Origin of the sequence: Candidatus Nucleicultrix amoebiphila FS5, from assembly GCF_002117145.1 — a bacterium.
Taxonomy (GTDB): Bacteria; Pseudomonadota; Alphaproteobacteria; order Caedimonadales; family Nucleicultricaceae; genus Nucleicultrix; species Nucleicultrix amoebiphila.
Map to the genome: position 1 here is coordinate 459,526 of NZ_CP008743.1, position 17,050 is coordinate 476,575.

The window sequence follows — 17,050 nt, forward strand, 5'->3', positions numbered from 1 at the left end:
CAGCTCCTATCGGGGCCAGAGGTTCTTGAAAGATTTGATTAGAGTTTTTCCTTATTCAGGAAAATGCCCTTATCAACTTTTGAAAAGAATTTCTGGTAAAAAGCTTGATCGTCAATTTGTTTGACTTCAACTGTTCCACCCTTATTGTCCATTACCTTAACAACGAAATTTGCACGGACTTTGCTTTGGTTGTTATGGCTTGAAACGTTGCAACTCGCTTCGATAATGGCATGCTTTTTCCAAGTGGCATGATGTCCCATCCAGAACGTCTTCCAAAAAGCTTCTCCGCTTTCTTCTAGGTCATCTTCTTTTGTTGCGGTTAAAAGACCAAGATCGGGCACTGCATTTTTAACGATATACCCATCATCTTGCAAAACATCGAGAACTGTCTTCATAACAGCTTTTGCGTCTGCGGTATCATAAGACCGGGTTTGAAATTCACGGATCTGCATTTGGCTCTTTTCTAAAGAGATTTTATCAGATGTTTGTGAACAGCCAACAAGGGCAAGGGCAGCAACACTTACAAGAAATAGATTTCTCATCTTTTTTTCCTTAAACTAAATAATCATTAAAACTTAGAGGTGTGATACGTAAAGTTCTCAACCTTCTGGGCTGGATCAAACTTAATCACAACGGTCAGTGTTTTTTGAGTTGTACTCGCAGCTCCTGAGGATTCTGAGTAATCAGCGCCTACGCCACCAAGTAAAAGGGCCTTTTTACTAGCGCCCATGAGTCCGCCCCCACCTGCCGCAAGACCAACACCACCTTGGCTTGATGAATAAGATGCTTCTGTCGCAATCTTGTCATAAACCCAAGTTTCCTTGCCACTGTTATCACGGGTAACGATATTTGGTGATCCTAGAGAAACTGCAACGTCTGCTTGGCTCATGCCAACGCGGATTTCTTTTTGCACGACGCCTACAGTTAAGTTACGGTCAGCAGGTCCTGAACCAATGTTCTCACGATGTTGTTCAGCTGATTTACATCCTGACAATAATGAAACGATAATTGCTAAACTTGCTACGCCAACAAATTGATTTTTCATAATAAAATACCTCTATTCATTTTAAGGTTACATGTCATAGAGTAAATTTTATTTGATGTCTAGGGACTTCCAAGAAGCGCAAGAGAGTTAATTTATAATTTTTCTTTGGCTTTTTTCCTTTTAAGAAACGTTCATTGATTCTTTTGAGATCCATTCGTTATTAATGGTTTTTCTTTTTTAAAAGAAACATAAAAAAACGCTTAAACTTAAAACCAGAAAACACTTCCAGAGTAGCTTAAAATAAGATCTCCTCCTATTTTGCAGAAATGTTCAATACTGGCGTAACCGCTTGCTCACTGCAGAGCGTGACCATCAGATTGGCGACCATGCGGGATTTTTCTTGGGCAGTTAGCTTGAGTCCTTGTTTACCCTCCAGCCTTCGAAGAGCATCTTTGACCATTTCTGTTGCCCCATCCACAATTTTTTCTCTCGCCGCAAGAATGGCTTCAGCTTGTTGACGTTGAAGCATCGCACTCGCAATTTCTGGAGAATAGGCCAAATGACTAATTCTCGTTTCAACAATTTCAATACCAGCGATTGCCATCCGCTGGGTTAAATCAGTCTGAAACTCTTTTAGGATATCAATGCTTCCCCCTCTTAAAGATAACTCACCTTTACCAGGGTGGTCATAGGGATGGCTCATCGCCAGTTGTCTTAAGGCAGTCTCACTTTGATTCAGAATATAGGATTCAAAATGGTCGACATCAAACAACGCTTTAAAAGGATTTGTGACATGCCATACGATAATGCACCCTATCTCAATGGGGTTTCCCATCTTATCATTAACCTTCAACTGAGCCGTATGGGACGTTCTAATTTTCAAAGATATGCGTTGCCCTTTATAAAAAGGATTAACCCAATAAAACCCCTGCTTATCAATCGTTCCAACATATCGTCCAAAAAGTAAAAAAGTCATTGCTTGATTGGGCTCTATGCTCTTTAAGCCTTTGAGAGAAAGAATCCAGAGAACAAACAGTCCAAAACATACTAAAAAAATGAAAACACTCGATCCGTTGATATAATAACGATAGGTCACGATGTCTAAAAAGAGAATAAAAAAGCTTAAAGCTAAAAACGCTGTTCCACTAAGTTTTGTCATAAAACTCTCCACTCTGAGCGATAAGGGGCCCTATCTTCAAGAATATCCCCATATTTTTAAATTTTTATTAAGGAAAAGAGAGAGGGGGGTGTGGTTAGGGCGCGTTGGTTGAGATTCAATTGCTCCAAGCACTCCCAAAAGAAGTAAGTTTAGGGATTTACCGTATCTTAACTATTAAACGCTAAAATATTTTTTGTAGAAAACTATAAAGGAGAAAAAAGATGAAAACTGTATTACTTAGTGCTGTCATTTTGACCACATTTTTTACAGTTGCTAAAGCAACAAATGTTGATGAAAGCTGTCCAGACAAACAAAGCTTATTAGTAGCATTAGGGAAAATTCACGGAGAAATGACGGGTAAATCATTTGAATTTACAGATAAGAACGGGAAAAAGTGGCGCGGCTCAAATCTTGTTGAACACGCTTCACGTGTAAATCTTGCAACCGGCGCAAAGCCTACTTTTACTCCTCTTAGCCCTACAGAGTGTCATGTCTCCTATGAGAAGGCGATCGATACTCCGACAGGAAAAGGCACAGGAATCGCAACCATATTAACTGTTTACCTTACTCGAGAATAGTAAAATCAATGTTTGTGGGCGGAACAGCCAGTTCCGCTCTCACAACTAAAGGCTGGAAAATTCTTTAGTCTGTTCTTTCTAATTCTCTATCGACACAACTTTTTTGGCATCCACTATCTGTGCTCTCTTTACAGATGTCTTCACACTTTTGAACGGCAGCTGCTCTACCACTCGCTGAAGAGAGTCGATCACCCTGCAGTTTTTCTGATCTTTTTCGAACATTACAGTCACGTTCACAATCCGCGACTGGGTTGCCGCGACACTCTTCTTTACAATCCTTAAGAGCCTGAAGAACGTGTTGGGCAACAACATTGGTTTGGGATCCCATTAGAAAACCAAACGCTAACGTAAAGACAAATACTAATTTCTTCATTTTTTATTTCCTCCCTTTTTTTTATTTTCTCGAAAATATTATTATTCTGATTATTCTTACAGTCAAGAAAGATCCTCTCTCCTCTTAGCGTTCACAAAAAATGTATTTGGGGTAGATTTTTGCCTTATAACTCGATAACCTTTCCAGGATGTAACAATGAGGACCCTATGTCACGTATCTCTTATGTCAATGGACAATATCTTCCCCACTCCTTGGCCACGATGCACATTGATGAACGAGGGATGCATTTCAGCGATGGCGTTTATGAAGTTATCTTCTTCATCAATAAGCAATGTATTGATTTGGACGCCCATATAAAACGTCTTGACTTTTCTTTAAGAGAATTAGCGCTGGACTGGCCTATTACCAAAGCCGTTCTTCCTCATATCATCAATGATGTCATTGATCAAAATCGGACTAATACAGGAGCGATTTATGTACAAATCACGCGTGGTACAGCGCCTAGATCCCACGTTTTTCCGAAAGATGCAGCTCCTTCCCTTATTATCTCAACAAAACGCATGCCCTTTTCTCTCAACCCTCAGAAGCTAGAAAATGCGTCTGCTATTATTGTTCCTGATCAACGGTGGAAACGTCCGGATATTAAGACCATCTGTTTGCTACCCAATGCTCTGGCCAAAGAACAAGCGCAACAAACCGGTGCTTATGAAGCAATTTTTAAATTGGATAATGATTTTATTTCTGAAGGATCGAGCACCAACGTCTGGATTGTTGATAAAAACGGAAAGGTGATTACACCTCCTGCCAAGGGCTATATTCTCAATGGCATTACACGTCAGACCCTTTTGAAATTAGGCTCAAAGGCTGGATTACAAATGTCCGAGAAAGAAATAACAGAAACAGATCTTTTGGAAGCTTCAGAGGTTTTTCTCTCGGGCACCACAACCTTTGTAAAACCAATTACTCATATTAATAATAAAGCCATAGGACACGGAAAACCAGGTCCTATAACAGCTAAAATAGCTGAACTCTATTATTCTTACTGTATGGCTGAGTCAGAACATGTACGCCTTGAAACAAAGCATCGCCTCGCCTCCTAAGGCCGTTCTTTTTGACTGGGATAACACCCTTGTCGATACCTGGCCCATTGTTCATGATGCCCTCAATCACACCCTCGTTACTTTTGGACTCAAGCCCTATACTTTAGAAGAATTTCGAAACCGTCCTCAAACCTCCCATCGACAGACTTTCCCCCTTATATTTGGCGATCAATGGGCTCAAGCAGAGAAAATTTACTATAGTCTTTATGCTGGTATTCATAAAAAAATGCTTAAAATTTTGCCTGGCGCACAAGAAATACTTGAATTTTTATATGAAAATGGTGTCTACTTGGCAGTAGTGAGTAATAAAAATGGTCCTTTCCTCCGTCGTGAAGTAGAATACTTAGGGTGGAAAGACTATTTTAAGTGTGTGGTGGGATCAACAGATTCCGCCCATGACAAACCGTCAATATGGCCCGTACGGTGCGCTTTAAAAGAGAGTGGTATAGAGCCTGGACATAATGTCTGGCTCGTCGGCGATAGTGATATCGATGTCGAATGTGCCCTTAATTCAAAGTGTGTACCGGTGGTCGTTGGTAATCATCCCCTGCAAAAAGATTATGGGGATACTGTTTTGCATGCAAAAGACTTTCACACTCTCATTAATATTCTTGGAACTAAAAATCCAGGAATTGTGAAATAAATTTTAACGGAAAATCTACTTTTTCTAGGTAGAGTGAAAGTATATCCCTAAAAAAGGGAAGAATAAGGAGAACAAAAATGCCTGCGGACAAGAATCAAAATCTTCAGGACGTGTTTTTAAATCACCTCCGTAAGACAAAAGCGCCAGTCACGTTGTTCTTAGTGAATGGAGTTAAGTTACAGGGAATTATCACCTGGTTTGATAGTTTTTCTGTTCTTTTACGTCGTGACGCCCATGCGCAACTCGTGTATAAACACGCTATATCAACAATAATGCCTGTGAATCCTGTTCAGTTGTTTGAAGAGGGTGAAGAAACTGGTTCAGGCAATTAGGACATAAGTTATATATAAGCGTGAATGATCATCCAACAACAACAGAAGCCACAAAGGCCATTGTTGTATACCCAGATTTAGTGTTTAAAGAAGCCCTCAGGCGTGACCCACAAGCACGTCTTGAGGAAGCTATTGGTCTTGCTCAGGCCATCAATCTCGATGTGGTCTTCTCTGAGATTCTCCATCTAAAAAAAATGCGTCCTGCGACCTTAATTGGCGGTGGATCAGTTGAAACCTTAAAAGGGATTATTGACCATCATAACGTCCAACTTGTGATCGTTGATGCCGCCTTAACACCTGGCCAACAACGTAACCTGGAAAAAGCCTGGGCAACAAAGGTCATTGATCGTACAGGGTTGATCCTTGAAATTTTTGGAGAAAGAGCGCGCACAGCCGAAGGACGTTTGCAAGTTGAGCTTGCGGCTCTAACGTATCAACGCAGTCGTTTAGTACGATCTTGGACGCATCTTGAACGTCAAAGAGGTGGCCTTGGATTTATTGGTGGACCTGGCGAAACCCAGTTGGAAGTAGACAGACGTCTTATTACAGATCGCATTACGAAGCTAAAACGTGAGCTTGAAACTGTTAAAAGAACGCGCGCGCTGCACCGCGAAGCCAGACGGCGGGTCCCCTATCCAATTGTCGCTTTGGTTGGGTATACAAACGCAGGCAAATCGACACTTTTTAATAAGCTAACGTCAGCCAGCGTTTTTGCTGAACACATGCTCTTTGCTACGCTCGATCCAACCATGCGTCGCGTCAAACTCTCTTCTGGTCGAGAGATCATACTCTCTGACACTGTAGGGTTTATCTCAGAGCTGCCGACGCAACTCATTGCGGCCTTTAGGGCGACACTCGAGGAAGTATGCGAGGCTAATTTAATTCTTCACGTGCGAGATATCGCACACCCTGAAACAGAAAATCAGTGTGACGATGTTCATCATGTTTTAAAAGATTTAGGTCTTGAGATCGCTATGGAAACTCACATGATCGAGGTTCTCAATAAAATCGATTTATTACCTGCTTCTGAGAGAGAACACATTCATTCAACTCCGTCTCAAGTTCCTGTATCAGCCCTCACAGGAGAAGGGTTAGACGATCTTATTAAAGCCATTGAACAGCATTTTGCTAGAGATCACAAACCTTATCACTATGTCCTAAAGATTGAAGATGGCGCTGCCCTTTCTTGGCTCTACCGTCATGGAGAAATTGTTGAGCGTAAAGATGGAGAAGAAACTATCACTCTCACTGTAGAGATGAGTGATAAGGATACCGCCCGTTTTCAAAAAGAATTCGGATATTCTTCCTTAGGCGATCTTCCAAAATCCCTTTCATCCTAAAAAACATGAGGCCCCAAAAGAAGGACCTCATCCTTCATCAGGCCTCACTTCAAGTTTTTGATCTCCTCTTCGTTAAGACCCGTACACGCGATGATCGTTTTGATAGCTACTTGCGCGGCAAGCATGTTCCTCGCAATCTCAAGGCTCGCTTCTTTTATACCTTCTTCTCTTCCTTCTTTTATGCCCTCTTTTTTACCCTCTTCTTTGCCTTTTTCTATACCTTGCATTATCCCTTCTTCTTTTTGAGCGCTCACATAATGACTAATATTTTGACGTTTGATATAAGCCTCCTCATAGCGCATCATCACATCTTTTGGAAGTGTTCGAATGGTGTGATAGGCTTCCTTAATCACCGGTGACGACACACTCTGTTCAACTTCTTCCATAGACTTTAAATGACCATGGGCGAGCAACTCGAGCCACTCGCGATAGTCCGCAGACTCCCCCGCTAAGACTGAAAGAGGTTTATGATGGGAGAACGCTGCCAGGTTAATATCGATGAACTCAAGACCGCTCCGTGTAATTCGGGGAACCTTCTTCTCTGCTAACACAAAATCCCGGCGTAATTCATCTTCTCCCCAAGGCTCCATCCGATACCAGGGCAGAAGTTGATGAAGGTGATGGGGCACCTTGGGGGGCTTTTCAAAGAGGCTAATCCCAACGACTTTTCTTACTTTGTCGGCAAGGTCTACATCCGTTTTAAGCTCTGACCATTTAAACCCCTTGGGAAACTGGCGATGAAACAAACCACACACATGATCAAGAATACGAATGTCCCAGAAATTCTGCGGTTCAACTTGCACTTCCACATTGATCAACCCAAACCGTGTTTTACAAATCAAATCCAGCTGGGTATTGCGCTCTTCTGCCGGCAGCGAGGCCACAAGATGATAATAAATCGGCGCAAGCTGTTTTAAAAACTCACGCATCTTACCCATGGATCTATTGGTCCTGGCATTGATGACAAGGGGATCCTTCAGGTCCTTCTCGACCTCCTTCATAAGAAGGATATGCTTTTTATCGTTTATAAAACCTCTGAGCGCTGTAAAACTTTTAAGAGGATTCAGGGCCTGATCCAAGTATTCAGACTCTAGAATTTCTTCTCCCAAGACGGCACTCAAAAAGGAATTCCGAAAATGATCCTTTTGCATCACATGCTTAAACACCGAATCCTCGGTCGCATGGATGTAAACGCCTTGAGGATATTTTTGGGAAGATTTCGTGACAAAAGACCGACGCTGGATTTTTGGAGGGAGAGGCTTGCTTCGAAGCGTAAGCCCCTTCATGCCATCGACCAGGTCTTTCATCAAGAACGACCCGTGGCTTTCGCCAGGACTCATCATAAATAAACTTATGACACTTGCTATAAATTTTGGACGCATCCACTGCAGACCCATGGAACTCTCTCCTGTTCAATAAACGTTACACAACGCCCGCATGATTCTTTTTGATTTATTTAGAATACATTATCTATATTTATCACTATGTCAAGTTTTTTGTCAATTATGTGCCGTAAAGATCTTATGAACAAGTCTGCGATTAAATTTTCACCATCATGCGCGCCACAATTTTATTAATGCGTGGTCGCGTATTGTTGGTTTGAAAAGTCTGCGTCGGGTTGGCTGGATCTCGTTGCGTATTCACAATTTTAGCAAGAAAATACGAGTAACTATATTCTGCTCCCAATGATATTGATGTGGATACAGGTACTTCAGCACCAACCCCCGCAACGATTCCAGTTAAACGCTTTTTTACTTCATTGTTGACCAATTGACCGATTGAATAACGGTTTGACATTTTAAAGCTGGTGTTATCCATCCCAAATTTAAAATAAGGAATAAATGCTTTTTTTACGGCATACCCTAAACGCAAAGCTATATCAAAAGTGTTTTCTGTTTTTAAGGATACATTCTCAATCAATAACGCTGTTTCAGGTTGCGTAGTCCCGTTAATGTTAGAAAATTCTCCTCCCATCTCAAAGCCAATCATAAAGCCACTTTTGTTGATGTGGTCATAGCCTATAAACACTCTGCCCAAGGCTCCTTCTCCCGCCAGATCAATTGAGCGCGTGCGCGAAATTCCCAGAGCAGATTGAGTGGTCGCTATCACAGCTTTTGACCAGCCGTACCCTGCACCAAAACCAAATTTAAATCCTGAACGAATCATACTCTCTTTAGGTTTTGCCTTGGCGTATTTTGCTTCAGCGGGGACAATTGCCAAAATTCCTAAAAGGATACTTACTGTGAAAATTCTTTTCATTTTATTTTTGATTCCTTTACCTTTTATTTAAATCGCACTTGAAGAAGAAAGTTAGCCACATCCGCCAAAGAAACAGTATCTTCAGTAAGTGCGCCTCCTAATAATGCTATATAGTTTGCTCTTACTTGACCATCATCACCGAGAGCGCCACCCCCACCGTTAATCGAGTTGGTAATACGTCTAAAAATAACCCTTAAAAGATTGCGGGCGCGATCATCAATATTATCGCCCGCGAGTCCTACCCCACCAATAGCAGGAATTGCTGGTGCAATCGTGCCATCCACTAAAGCTCCCACTCCCAAAAGGCCTCCAGCATTTCCTGGGTTAAGGAGAACTGCTGCCCCTCGAACCGCATCAAACTCAATCTGGGTGTCCGTCGCCAGCTCTGCAAGCAAACGAGACCCCATGAGAGGCCTCGCACCTTGGGAGAAAGTTTGCTGTAATATATCAATGTTGGGTTTAATGGCACCAGGACCTACTTCTGCCTGAATAGTTGTTACATTGGTTGTAATAGCACCAGGTCCTACTTTGGTCTGAATATCAGCAATATTCACATCAAGATCTCCTGGACCAACTCTAGTAACTGTTGTTGCCAGTCCTTGTACACTTGTATCATCGTAAATTGCTGCCACCACATCGGCAGGTAATTTACCATCCGTGGCTTTTAAGCCAGATAAGTTTAAAAAGACCATCCCAAGAAAAGCAAAGATCTTCGTGCATCTCATGACTCTCTCCCTGTTTTTTTATATTTATTTTTAACCATATTAAATAATGATCGACCTATGCAAGGATGAAAGCTCCGTTTTAATCTGGTTTCTTTGTCTCAGAAGCAGGAAGTTGAGAATCTTTTGGTTTCGTTTCCGCAGGAGATTTTGCTGCAGCAGCCTTGTTTGCGGCTTCAACGAGTTTTGCGCCTTGCAGTTTAAGCGGTTCAGTTGAGGATTGAAGAGAGGATGAGGATGTTTCTTTTGACACTGTCGCTGTCTTTGTTTTCTCTTCAATCTTTTTCATGTCTTCTTTAGGAGACTCTACCTTCTTCTTTTTTTTCTTCTTTTTAGTTTTTTTAATTTCAGGGTCCTCGACAACTCCTCCACCTCTTTCTCCATGCGCAATTGGTGCGCTAGGAGTTACGGCTGACAGGGATGGGGAAACCTCTATTTCTGCTTCAGGTTCTGGACCATAATACCCCTCAAGACGATTACGCCCTCCCTTAAGAGGAGAACTATAACAATCACGACCAGCTAAGGTTTTATAGCAATAAAGTGGTTGAGGACGATATTCAGCTGGAGGTCTTGCCCAACCTGATTCAATAATGTCTTCAGAGCTCCTCCATCGCCCTGCATCACATGCACTCAGAGTAAGAATAACGCTCGTTGATAAAATCCATGACCCCAGATTTTTAATCATTGTTGCTCCCTATTTTTAGTATTTCTTATTTTCTAAAGGATGAACGTTTCAACATAAAAACACAATACTTGAGTTTCATTATTGCTTTTGCGATGATGAAGCTGAACATTTTAGAGGAATACCTATGAAGTCGATCATATTACTGACCACAAGCTTACTCTTGATAACAGGAACCCTTAATCCTTTGAATTCCGCCGATCCGAATGATTTAAAAAAGCTGGAAAAAATTCTGCCAAAGCGTCCTAAAATCCTAGATTTATCCAATGCGGATCTGCGCAATTATAATTTAGAACATGTTGATCTTCGTCGAGCAAATTTACAAAATGCCAACCTTTCAGGCATGGTTTTGGATAATCTTAAACTTGATGGCGCTGATTTAAGAGGTGCCAACTTCACGGATGCTAATCTTAAAAGTGTCTCCTTAAGAGATGCAAAGCTTCAAGGAGCGATTCTTAATAACGCTACGATTGTCTACTCGACTTTTGTTAATGCCCGCATGGAAGGAACGCAACTTAAGGGAACCATTATCGAATCAAGCAATTTTGAAAGAGCGAATTTAAAAAATGCAATTTTTGATAACAGCCAGATCACTATGTGCAACTTTAAAAATGCAAACTGGGATGGTGCTTCCTTTGAAGATATCCAAGAAGATCGCAATAGTTGGTATTGGTAAAGATCTTTGGTAGCGGAGGAGGGACTCGAACCCCCGACACGCGGATTATGATTCCGCTGCTCTAACCAGCTGAGCTACTCCGCCAAAGCTTGAGTGTGTTTAGCTATACTGATGGTGATTCTGACTGTCAAGGCGCAATTCGTTCAAAAATCAAACCTTTATTTCTAGACATAAGTCAAAGACCTCCCCCTCTGGGAGAGGTCTTTAACTATGTATATAAAAAACGCGGACCCAAAGGATCCGCGTTTAAACTGTACAAACTCGAAGTGATTAGTCGAGGTTACCAGAACTTCCAGAACCACGCTCTGGAGCATCGCCCTCTTCCGCACCTGGATAGTCAACAGCTTTTGGATTGATGCCAACTTTGCCAGCTGTATCAGAGAATGCTTGACTGGATCTTACACGATCCATGCACGCACGATACTCACGTGAATTTGTTGAATAGTGCTTCATGCAATCTTCACTCCAATTCATTCTCTCATGGCGTGCCGTGCAACCACTTACTACTACAAGTGCACCAACTGCTGTCGCTAACAATAATTGTGATTTCATATTAATCCCCACTTTTATAATTAAAAACTCTTATTACGTTACCAACGTAAGGGACTTCCAATACCCTTGTCAATAAAGCGCCTTGAGCTGATTCTTACTTATTTCAAACTAGTGCTTTAAAGACACACTTTTTTTAACTAAAAATTTTAACCTCGCCGTCGCTCAGTACGTCTTTCTTTATACAACCAACGACTTCCTTTGTAGCTACTATCTGGTTCCCAAGTATTCTCGCGGCTCAATCCAGCCTCACAACCACATAAACCCAACAATGCGACAACAATCAACAAACGATACATTTTTTTATCTCCCACAGTGAGTATGTGAAAAGAGAGATAAAAGGTCAATACTAATGACGCTTTTTCTTCGTCTTAAGATCGGGACATAACCTTATTATAAAGCTCAATAATTTGAACTTTATCTTTTTGATATTCATCCCACACACTTTGTCCCCAACGCTTAACAAATGATTGATGACAAGTTGCATTGGAAGCATTCGCAACATCATGGACCGTAAGCCACTGAGGATTTTTCTTTTGTACAACCAAAGGCCAATCCTTTTTCTCTTCAGTCGCCAAGCGCAGAAAATGTAAAATTTCTTGGATCTTCTTTTGCTGATCAAACATCAAATATAGAGCGATGATGTGCACATTTGCCGATTGACGCGCACGACGATCAGTTTGGTCACCAATGTGTTGTGCCGCATAAGAATCAACCGTGATTCGATGTACTATAAAATAATCAGGATCAGTGAATTCCTTGGCAAGAATATCTGTATAAATCTGCCAACATCCACTATGAGCACCAAGGTAGGGGTGTGTTTGAATAGAACTGGCCTCAAAAGTGCCTAAGCAACCACGACAGGTTTCAACCATGCGTCACACAGAGGCGTGTTGAGAATTTAAGGTCTCTCTTTATAAATCGCCACCAACTGATCCAACATTTTAAGAGCTTCTTCATAGGGACGTTGAAAACAATTGCGACCAATGATTGATCCATGGCCTCCCCCTTCGCGAATGGCTTTGGCATCATTATAAACCCCGTCTAAATCCTTTGTTTCCCCACCTGAGAAAACAACCAACCGACGTCCATTGAAAGTAGATTTCATCACATGATGCACGCGAGCACTTAAAGAATCGACCGCTATATTGTTGGTTTGATAAACTTTTTTACTTTCTTCAAATTCAATATGGCTACTAGGAAGCTTTACTTTAATCACATGAGCACCTAACAAAGCCGCCATGTGAGCACCATAAGAAACCACATCAATCGCTGTCTCTCCATCTTTGGACATGTTACCGCGCGGGTAGGACCAGATGATAACGCCCAGACCATAAGACTTTGCTTCCTCGCTGATATTGCGAATTTCTTCCATCATGGCATAGGTATTGTCTGATCCAGGATAAATTGTAAATCCTACAGCAACGCACCCTAAACGTAAGGCATCTCGGATAGTGGCAGTAATAGCTTGATCTGATTCTAAAGGAACCTTGGCAAACCGCGTAAGAGAGTTTCCACTATTCATTTTAAGAATTAAGGGGACGGCGCCTGCATAACTATTGGCACCAGCTTCAAGCATCCCTAAAGGAGCCGCATAAGCAGAAACGCCACCTTCTATAGCTAATTTAAAAAAATAATGGGGATCATAAGCATCACTGTTCATTGAAAAACTACGATCTGGCCCGTGTTCAAATCCTTGATCCACAGGTAGAATGACCATTTTACCGGTATTTCCCAAACGACCATGGGTCAAAAGCCGCGCAAGATTTGTCTTCGTGCCGGGATTGTCACTTTCATAATTTTGTAAGATCTTTTGAACAACGCGTGAAATTTTCATGCTAGGACCCCATAGTTTTTTTTCATGAGTACACGATGCGGATGAGTTCTGCAATGGATTTTGCGTGAAAAAGTATTTAAGAAAAATGGTCGGAGTGGCGGGATTTGAACCCACGGCCCCCACACCCCCAGCGTGGTGCGCTACCAGACTGCGCTACACTCCGAACAAGCGGGACTATAATGTTTGAAGAATTGCAACGCAAGCCTTTTCTCCCCAAACAAATGAATGCTAAACAATTGACGAAAAGCAGCCCAGTCGTTATGATTTCTTAAAATTAATAATGACGTTGGGTGTGCAGTGAAAAATCCCTTAGACCAATTTGCCATCAAAAAAATTATTCCTCTAGAACTTTTTGGGTATGACATTTCTTTTACCAATGCTTCTTTGATGATGGTACTTGGCACTCTTGGTTTAATTGCTTTTCAAGCTATAGCATTGCGTCGTCGTACTCTGATTCCCCAGCGCCTCCAGGCCTTTTATGAAGTCATCTATGACTTTACTTCGGGACTGTTAAAGGATACAGCAGGCGAAGAAGCGATGCGCTATTTCCCTCTCATTTTTTCTCTTTTTACATTTGTGCTCTTAGGCAACATGATGGGAATGGTTCCGTATTCTTTCACCTTTACAAGTCATATTATCGTCACCTTTAGTCTCGCTCTTCTGGTATTTATTTTTGTGACTATGGTGGGGCTACTCCGTCATGGCTGGCATTTTTTCAGGCTCTTCTTTCCCGAAGGCATCCCCATTGGTGTTGCTCCGATCCTCATTCCCATTGAAATTATCACTTATTTTATGCGGCCGGTAACGCTTGGAATTCGTTTATGCGCTAACATGTTGGCGGGACACGTACTCTTAAAAATGTTTGCCGCTTTTACAATTAGCCTTGGAATTGCAGGGGTTTTTCCCCTTGCCTTTAACGTATTGTTCACAGCTTTCGAATTTTTTGTGGCTTTTCTTCAAGCGTACATTTTTGCAATTTTAACGTGTGTTTATCTGAATGATGCTCTTCACCTTCACTAAAATTAAGTGTAAGAATAATCATTGATAAAAAATATTAAACAAACTAAAGAAGGGAACTTTTTAAGATGGAAGTAGAAGCTGCAAAAGTATTAGGTGCTGGTCTAGCTGTGATGGGCGTCTTTGGTGCTGGTATCGGTATCGGTAACGTGTTTTCAAGCTCTATTAGTTCCATTGCGCGTAATCCTTCGGCTAAAAAAGAAATTTTCAACATGACGATTATTGGTGCTGCGCTCACAGAAGCGATCGCTATTTTCGCGATTGTTGTAGCCTTTGTGATCTTGACGAAATAGGCCTTACGACGCCTAGAGAGATAGAGCATGCCTCAATTAGATATTTCAACATACTTTTCCCAACTATTTTGGTTGGTTCTCTGTTTTGGTGTGCTTTATTACTATTCCTCCCGTTGGGCTCTTCCTCGCCTTATGCAAGTTCTTGAAGAACGTTGGCAAAAGACAGAGGGCACGCTTCAGCGTTCAAAAAAATTAAGAGCTCAAGCTCAAGATATAAAAGACACCTATGAAGCGCTACTCGCCCAACGTCGGAAAGAAGCTCACCAGGAAATTGACAAGATTACAAAAGACATTGCATCCGATATCAGCACGCGCCGCCAAACAGTCATTGGTGACATTAAAAATCGGATGCGTATCGAAGAAACACGCATCCTCAATAAAAAAAATGAAATTCTCTCCGATGCCAAAGAGATTTCTCAAAGCTTAGCTGAAAATATTGTGAAACAAATGCTTGTTGTAATCATCCCTGAATCCCAAAAAACGCATTCTCTCAAGAGTAAAAAATCATGATTCATGATCCAAGTTTTTGGTTCCTTATTTCCTTTGTCATTTTTTTTGCCGTCATTGGAAAAAAAGCCTGGGTCAGTGTTAAAAATGCTCTTGATCAAAAGGCCAAACATATTGAAAAAGATCTGCATGATGCCAAACAGGCTCTTGAAGCAGCGGAAGCTCTCTTACGAGAGCAAGAAATTTTAAATGAGCAAACAAGTGAAAAAGCTAAAGAGATTTTAAGACATGCCCAATTAGAAGCCACGAGACTTAAAAAACAAGCCCTGGCTGATTTTGATGAATTCGTAAAAAGTCAGGAGCATCTTTTAGAAGAACGCATCCGTCGTGCTGAAACGCAAGCTCTTCATGATTTAAGAGCGACAATCATTGAAGCCAGCTTTGAAGCTGCAACCATCGCTCTTAAAAAGAACCTCACGCCCGCAGCTTCAGAAAAGCTTTCCGATGAGCTTCTTGCTTCTCTCTCATCTTCAAAAGAGTTCAGCAAATTTCTGAAGAATGACGTCTAACCGGAATCAACGATGAATTTTTTTTCATCACTCAAAGCACACTCCCGCTCCCATATCGGGATTTTTCTTCTATCGCTAATCTTTTTGATTTCTGCCTTCAACTACGCATTGATAAGAGATACTAAAGATGCATTATTGCTGACTCAGCCAGGAAGCAGCGCTGAAACAATCGCAACTTTAAAATCCTTGTCTTCCTGGGTTCAAAGTGGATTCTTTGTGGTGTGCGTAGGGTTGTTTTATAAAACGCAAAAACTTCCCTTAATAACATTGAGTCTCATGGGAGTAACATTGCTGGGTGGAGCGCTCACCCTATTGCTAGCCCTGCTAAACCAGGGGGGCGATACTCTGATTTTTATCAAAATTTTTTATATCATTGCTTCCCTATGGGGAGGATTTATTTTTGGCTTTTTACTCTTTGCTCTCGCCAATAGTCTTTTTAATGTAACCCAAGCACGTTATGCGTATCCATTAATTTTGATTATGATTAACCTCGGAGGATTCTTAGGAGGCTATTCTTTTCTTTTAAGGTCACAAAATGCAATCGATGCTGATTTACAGGCAGGGCTTGCAAAGATGCTTTCTCCGACGATGGTTCTCTCTTTTATTTTTCTTTGTCTCTGTTTTTATGGCCTCAATCGCTTTCCAATTCCTTTGCTTGAGAAAAAGCCAAGCAAAGCACTCTCTTTAAAAGTGTCAGAGCAAGTAAAATATCTATTCTGGATTGGTCTTATTCTTGTGAGTGTCACCCTGTTAACCACCTTAATTTCTCTCTATTTCAAAACAGAACTAAGAAGGGTTTTCATGGATGCAACAAGCTATTCAGATTTTGTGGGAGAATATGCACGTCTTTCCGGTCTTTATATGACGTACGGTAGTATTCCCGCTTTATTCATTCTTTGGATTTTACCCTGGCGTTTTAGTGCGCTTCTTGGTCCGATTTTGACGATTCTTGGTCTCGGAGTAGTTCTCCTTATTCATCAACATCCTTCTGTTTTAGAAAGATTTTTATCACCTGAAACACTAGAGACCGCTCAAATATTTTTCTGGTCAACAGCGTTTTTTAATATCTTATTAGGGACGATTAAGGGCACTCTGTTTCGTGTTACCACAGAAATGCTTTATATCCCCCTCCCCTCACATACCAAGTTTTTTAGCAAAGGAGTCATTGATCTTTTCTTAATCCAAGGGGTGACTGCCTTGATTCCTGTATGGTTAAGTCTTAATCCAACACTCTTAAGTAATCCAGAATCAAGTGTTGTTCTCTATGGAGCGTTGATCATGTCTGTTATGTGGTTCGGAAGTGTGTTGATCATAGCCCCAACTTTCAAAAAGCTAGAGACTGCAAAAGCATAACACTATCCTTTCTTGCAAACAGACATCGGCATGATAAACAAGGATACAAAATTTTCAAAAAAGTCATGCGTTAGAGACAAAAAAGATAGGCAAAATTTCTGACTAAGCACTAAAGATACATGTCTCCTTTTAGACAAAATTGCATCCTCCCCTTTCCTTACAAGCATTGTTTATT

22 protein-coding genes and 2 tRNA genes are annotated in these 17,050 nt (G+C 41.3%); 11 read left to right on the plus strand and 13 right to left on the minus strand.

Annotated elements, in window-relative coordinates; translation table 11 throughout:
• Nucleotides 1-38: 38 nt before the first annotated feature.
• The 3 genes from GQ61_RS02130 to GQ61_RS02140 form a co-directional block, all read right to left on the minus strand.
• Nucleotides 39-542, minus strand: a complete 504-nt coding sequence (locus GQ61_RS02130; RefSeq protein ID WP_085783719.1) for a hypothetical protein — start codon at nt 540-542, stop codon at nt 39-41.
• Between the two features lie 26 nt (nt 543-568).
• Entirely contained in the window at nt 569-1,045 is a 477-nt protein-coding gene (locus GQ61_RS02135; RefSeq protein ID WP_085783720.1) for a hypothetical protein, read from the minus strand.
• A 253-nt stretch (nt 1,046-1,298) separates the two neighbouring features.
• Nucleotides 1,299-2,144: an SPFH domain-containing protein gene (locus tag GQ61_RS02140; protein ID WP_085783721.1), complete on the minus strand. Its 846-nt coding sequence runs from the start codon at nt 2,142-2,144 to the stop codon at nt 1,299-1,301.
• Between the two features lie 221 nt (nt 2,145-2,365).
• Between GQ61_RS02140 and GQ61_RS02145 the strand changes: the two genes are divergently transcribed.
• The gene (locus GQ61_RS02145; RefSeq protein WP_085783722.1) at nt 2,366-2,722 is read left to right on the plus strand and encodes a hypothetical protein; all 357 of its coding nucleotides are present in this window, start codon (nt 2,366-2,368) and stop codon (nt 2,720-2,722) included.
• Nucleotides 2,723-2,786: 64 nt separating this feature from the next.
• Here GQ61_RS02145 and GQ61_RS02150 read toward each other — a convergent pair whose 3' ends face one another.
• Nucleotides 2,787-3,095, minus strand: coding sequence for a hypothetical protein (locus GQ61_RS02150; protein ID WP_085783723.1), 309 nt, complete (start codon nt 3,093-3,095; stop codon nt 2,787-2,789).
• Between the two features lie 167 nt (nt 3,096-3,262).
• On the opposite strand from GQ61_RS02150, the gene GQ61_RS02155 reads away from it, so the two are divergent.
• From GQ61_RS02155 to hflX, 4 genes are all read left to right on the plus strand, one after another.
• The gene (locus GQ61_RS02155) at nt 3,263-4,156 is read left to right on the plus strand and encodes an aminotransferase class IV (protein WP_085783724.1); all 894 of its coding nucleotides are present in this window, start codon (nt 3,263-3,265) and stop codon (nt 4,154-4,156) included.
• Nucleotides 4,119-4,799 carry an HAD family hydrolase gene (locus GQ61_RS02160; protein WP_085783725.1) on the plus strand — a complete coding sequence of 227 codons (681 nt, stop codon included), beginning with the start codon at nt 4,119-4,121 and terminating at the stop codon, nt 4,797-4,799. The genes GQ61_RS02155 and GQ61_RS02160 overlap by 38 nt, the downstream gene beginning before the upstream one ends.
• Nucleotides 4,800-4,876: 77 nt before the next feature.
• Complete coding sequence (gene hfq / locus GQ61_RS02165; protein WP_085783726.1) at nt 4,877-5,131, plus strand: RNA chaperone Hfq; 255 nt, start codon at nt 4,877-4,879, stop codon at nt 5,129-5,131.
• Nucleotides 5,132-5,145: 14 nt separating this feature from the next.
• Nucleotides 5,146-6,471: a GTPase HflX gene (hflX, locus tag GQ61_RS02170; protein WP_408606991.1), complete on the plus strand. Its 1,326-nt coding sequence runs from the start codon at nt 5,146-5,148 to the stop codon at nt 6,469-6,471.
• Between the two features lie 44 nt (nt 6,472-6,515).
• Here the strand turns inward: hflX and GQ61_RS02175 are convergent, their stop codons facing one another.
• The 4 genes from GQ61_RS02175 to GQ61_RS02190 form a co-directional block, all read right to left on the minus strand.
• The gene (locus GQ61_RS02175; protein ID WP_085783728.1) at nt 6,516-7,868 is read right to left on the minus strand and encodes an Rpn family recombination-promoting nuclease/putative transposase; all 1,353 of its coding nucleotides are present in this window, start codon (nt 7,866-7,868) and stop codon (nt 6,516-6,518) included.
• Nucleotides 7,869-8,010: 142 nt separating this feature from the next.
• Complete coding sequence (locus GQ61_RS02180) at nt 8,011-8,730, minus strand: outer membrane protein (RefSeq protein WP_085783729.1); 720 nt, start codon at nt 8,728-8,730, stop codon at nt 8,011-8,013.
• 23 nt (nt 8,731-8,753) lie between these two features.
• Nucleotides 8,754-9,455 carry a hypothetical protein gene (locus GQ61_RS02185; RefSeq protein WP_085783730.1) on the minus strand — a complete coding sequence of 234 codons (702 nt, stop codon included), beginning with the start codon at nt 9,453-9,455 and terminating at the stop codon, nt 8,754-8,756.
• Between the two features lie 79 nt (nt 9,456-9,534).
• A complete protein-coding gene (locus tag GQ61_RS02190) occupies nt 9,535-10,137 on the minus strand; it encodes a hypothetical protein (protein WP_085783731.1) in 603 nt (200 codons plus the stop codon).
• Nucleotides 10,138-10,261: 124 nt separating this feature from the next.
• On the opposite strand from GQ61_RS02190, the gene GQ61_RS02195 reads away from it, so the two are divergent.
• Nucleotides 10,262-10,810, plus strand: coding sequence for a pentapeptide repeat-containing protein (locus tag GQ61_RS02195; protein WP_085783732.1), 549 nt, complete (start codon nt 10,262-10,264; stop codon nt 10,808-10,810).
• Between the two features lie 7 nt (nt 10,811-10,817).
• Here GQ61_RS02195 and GQ61_RS02200 read toward each other — a convergent pair.
• From GQ61_RS02200 to GQ61_RS02220, 5 genes are all read right to left on the minus strand, one after another.
• Nucleotides 10,818-10,894, minus strand: a tRNA-Met gene (locus tag GQ61_RS02200).
• 186 nt (nt 10,895-11,080) lie between these two features.
• A complete protein-coding gene (locus GQ61_RS02205; protein WP_085783733.1) occupies nt 11,081-11,362 on the minus strand; it encodes a hypothetical protein in 282 nt (93 codons plus the stop codon).
• Nucleotides 11,363-11,730: 368 nt separating this feature from the next.
• Nucleotides 11,731-12,234 (minus strand): DUF5946 family protein, encoded by a 504-nt coding sequence (locus tag GQ61_RS02210; protein ID WP_085783734.1) that lies wholly within the window; start codon nt 12,232-12,234, stop codon nt 11,731-11,733.
• A 26-nt stretch (nt 12,235-12,260) separates the two neighbouring features.
• Nucleotides 12,261-13,196: a class I fructose-bisphosphate aldolase gene (locus GQ61_RS02215; protein WP_085783735.1), complete on the minus strand. Its 936-nt coding sequence runs from the start codon at nt 13,194-13,196 to the stop codon at nt 12,261-12,263.
• Between the two features lie 86 nt (nt 13,197-13,282).
• Nucleotides 13,283-13,359 (minus strand) — tRNA-Pro (locus tag GQ61_RS02220).
• Between the two features lie 134 nt (nt 13,360-13,493).
• On the opposite strand from GQ61_RS02220, the gene GQ61_RS02225 reads away from it, so the two are divergent.
• The 5 genes from GQ61_RS02225 (at nt 13,494) to GQ61_RS02245 (ending at nt 16,875) form a co-directional block, all read left to right on the plus strand.
• Entirely contained in the window at nt 13,494-14,216 is a 723-nt protein-coding gene (locus GQ61_RS02225) for a F0F1 ATP synthase subunit A (RefSeq protein ID WP_085783736.1), read from the plus strand.
• Nucleotides 14,217-14,281: 65 nt separating this feature from the next.
• Nucleotides 14,282-14,506 (plus strand): F0F1 ATP synthase subunit C, encoded by a 225-nt coding sequence (locus GQ61_RS02230; RefSeq protein ID WP_085783737.1) that lies wholly within the window; start codon nt 14,282-14,284, stop codon nt 14,504-14,506.
• A 27-nt stretch (nt 14,507-14,533) separates the two neighbouring features.
• Nucleotides 14,534-15,016, plus strand: coding sequence for a F0F1 ATP synthase subunit B family protein (locus tag GQ61_RS02235; protein WP_085783738.1), 483 nt, complete (start codon nt 14,534-14,536; stop codon nt 15,014-15,016).
• Nucleotides 15,013-15,522, plus strand: a complete 510-nt coding sequence (locus GQ61_RS02240; protein WP_085783739.1) for a F0F1 ATP synthase subunit B — start codon at nt 15,013-15,015, stop codon at nt 15,520-15,522. Before GQ61_RS02235 ends, GQ61_RS02240 begins: the two co-directional genes overlap by 4 nt.
• A gap of 12 nt (nt 15,523-15,534) precedes the next feature.
• Nucleotides 15,535-16,875, plus strand: coding sequence for an Npt1/Npt2 family nucleotide transporter (locus GQ61_RS02245; RefSeq protein WP_085783740.1), 1,341 nt, complete (start codon nt 15,535-15,537; stop codon nt 16,873-16,875).
• Nucleotides 16,876-17,050 lie beyond the last annotated feature (175 nt).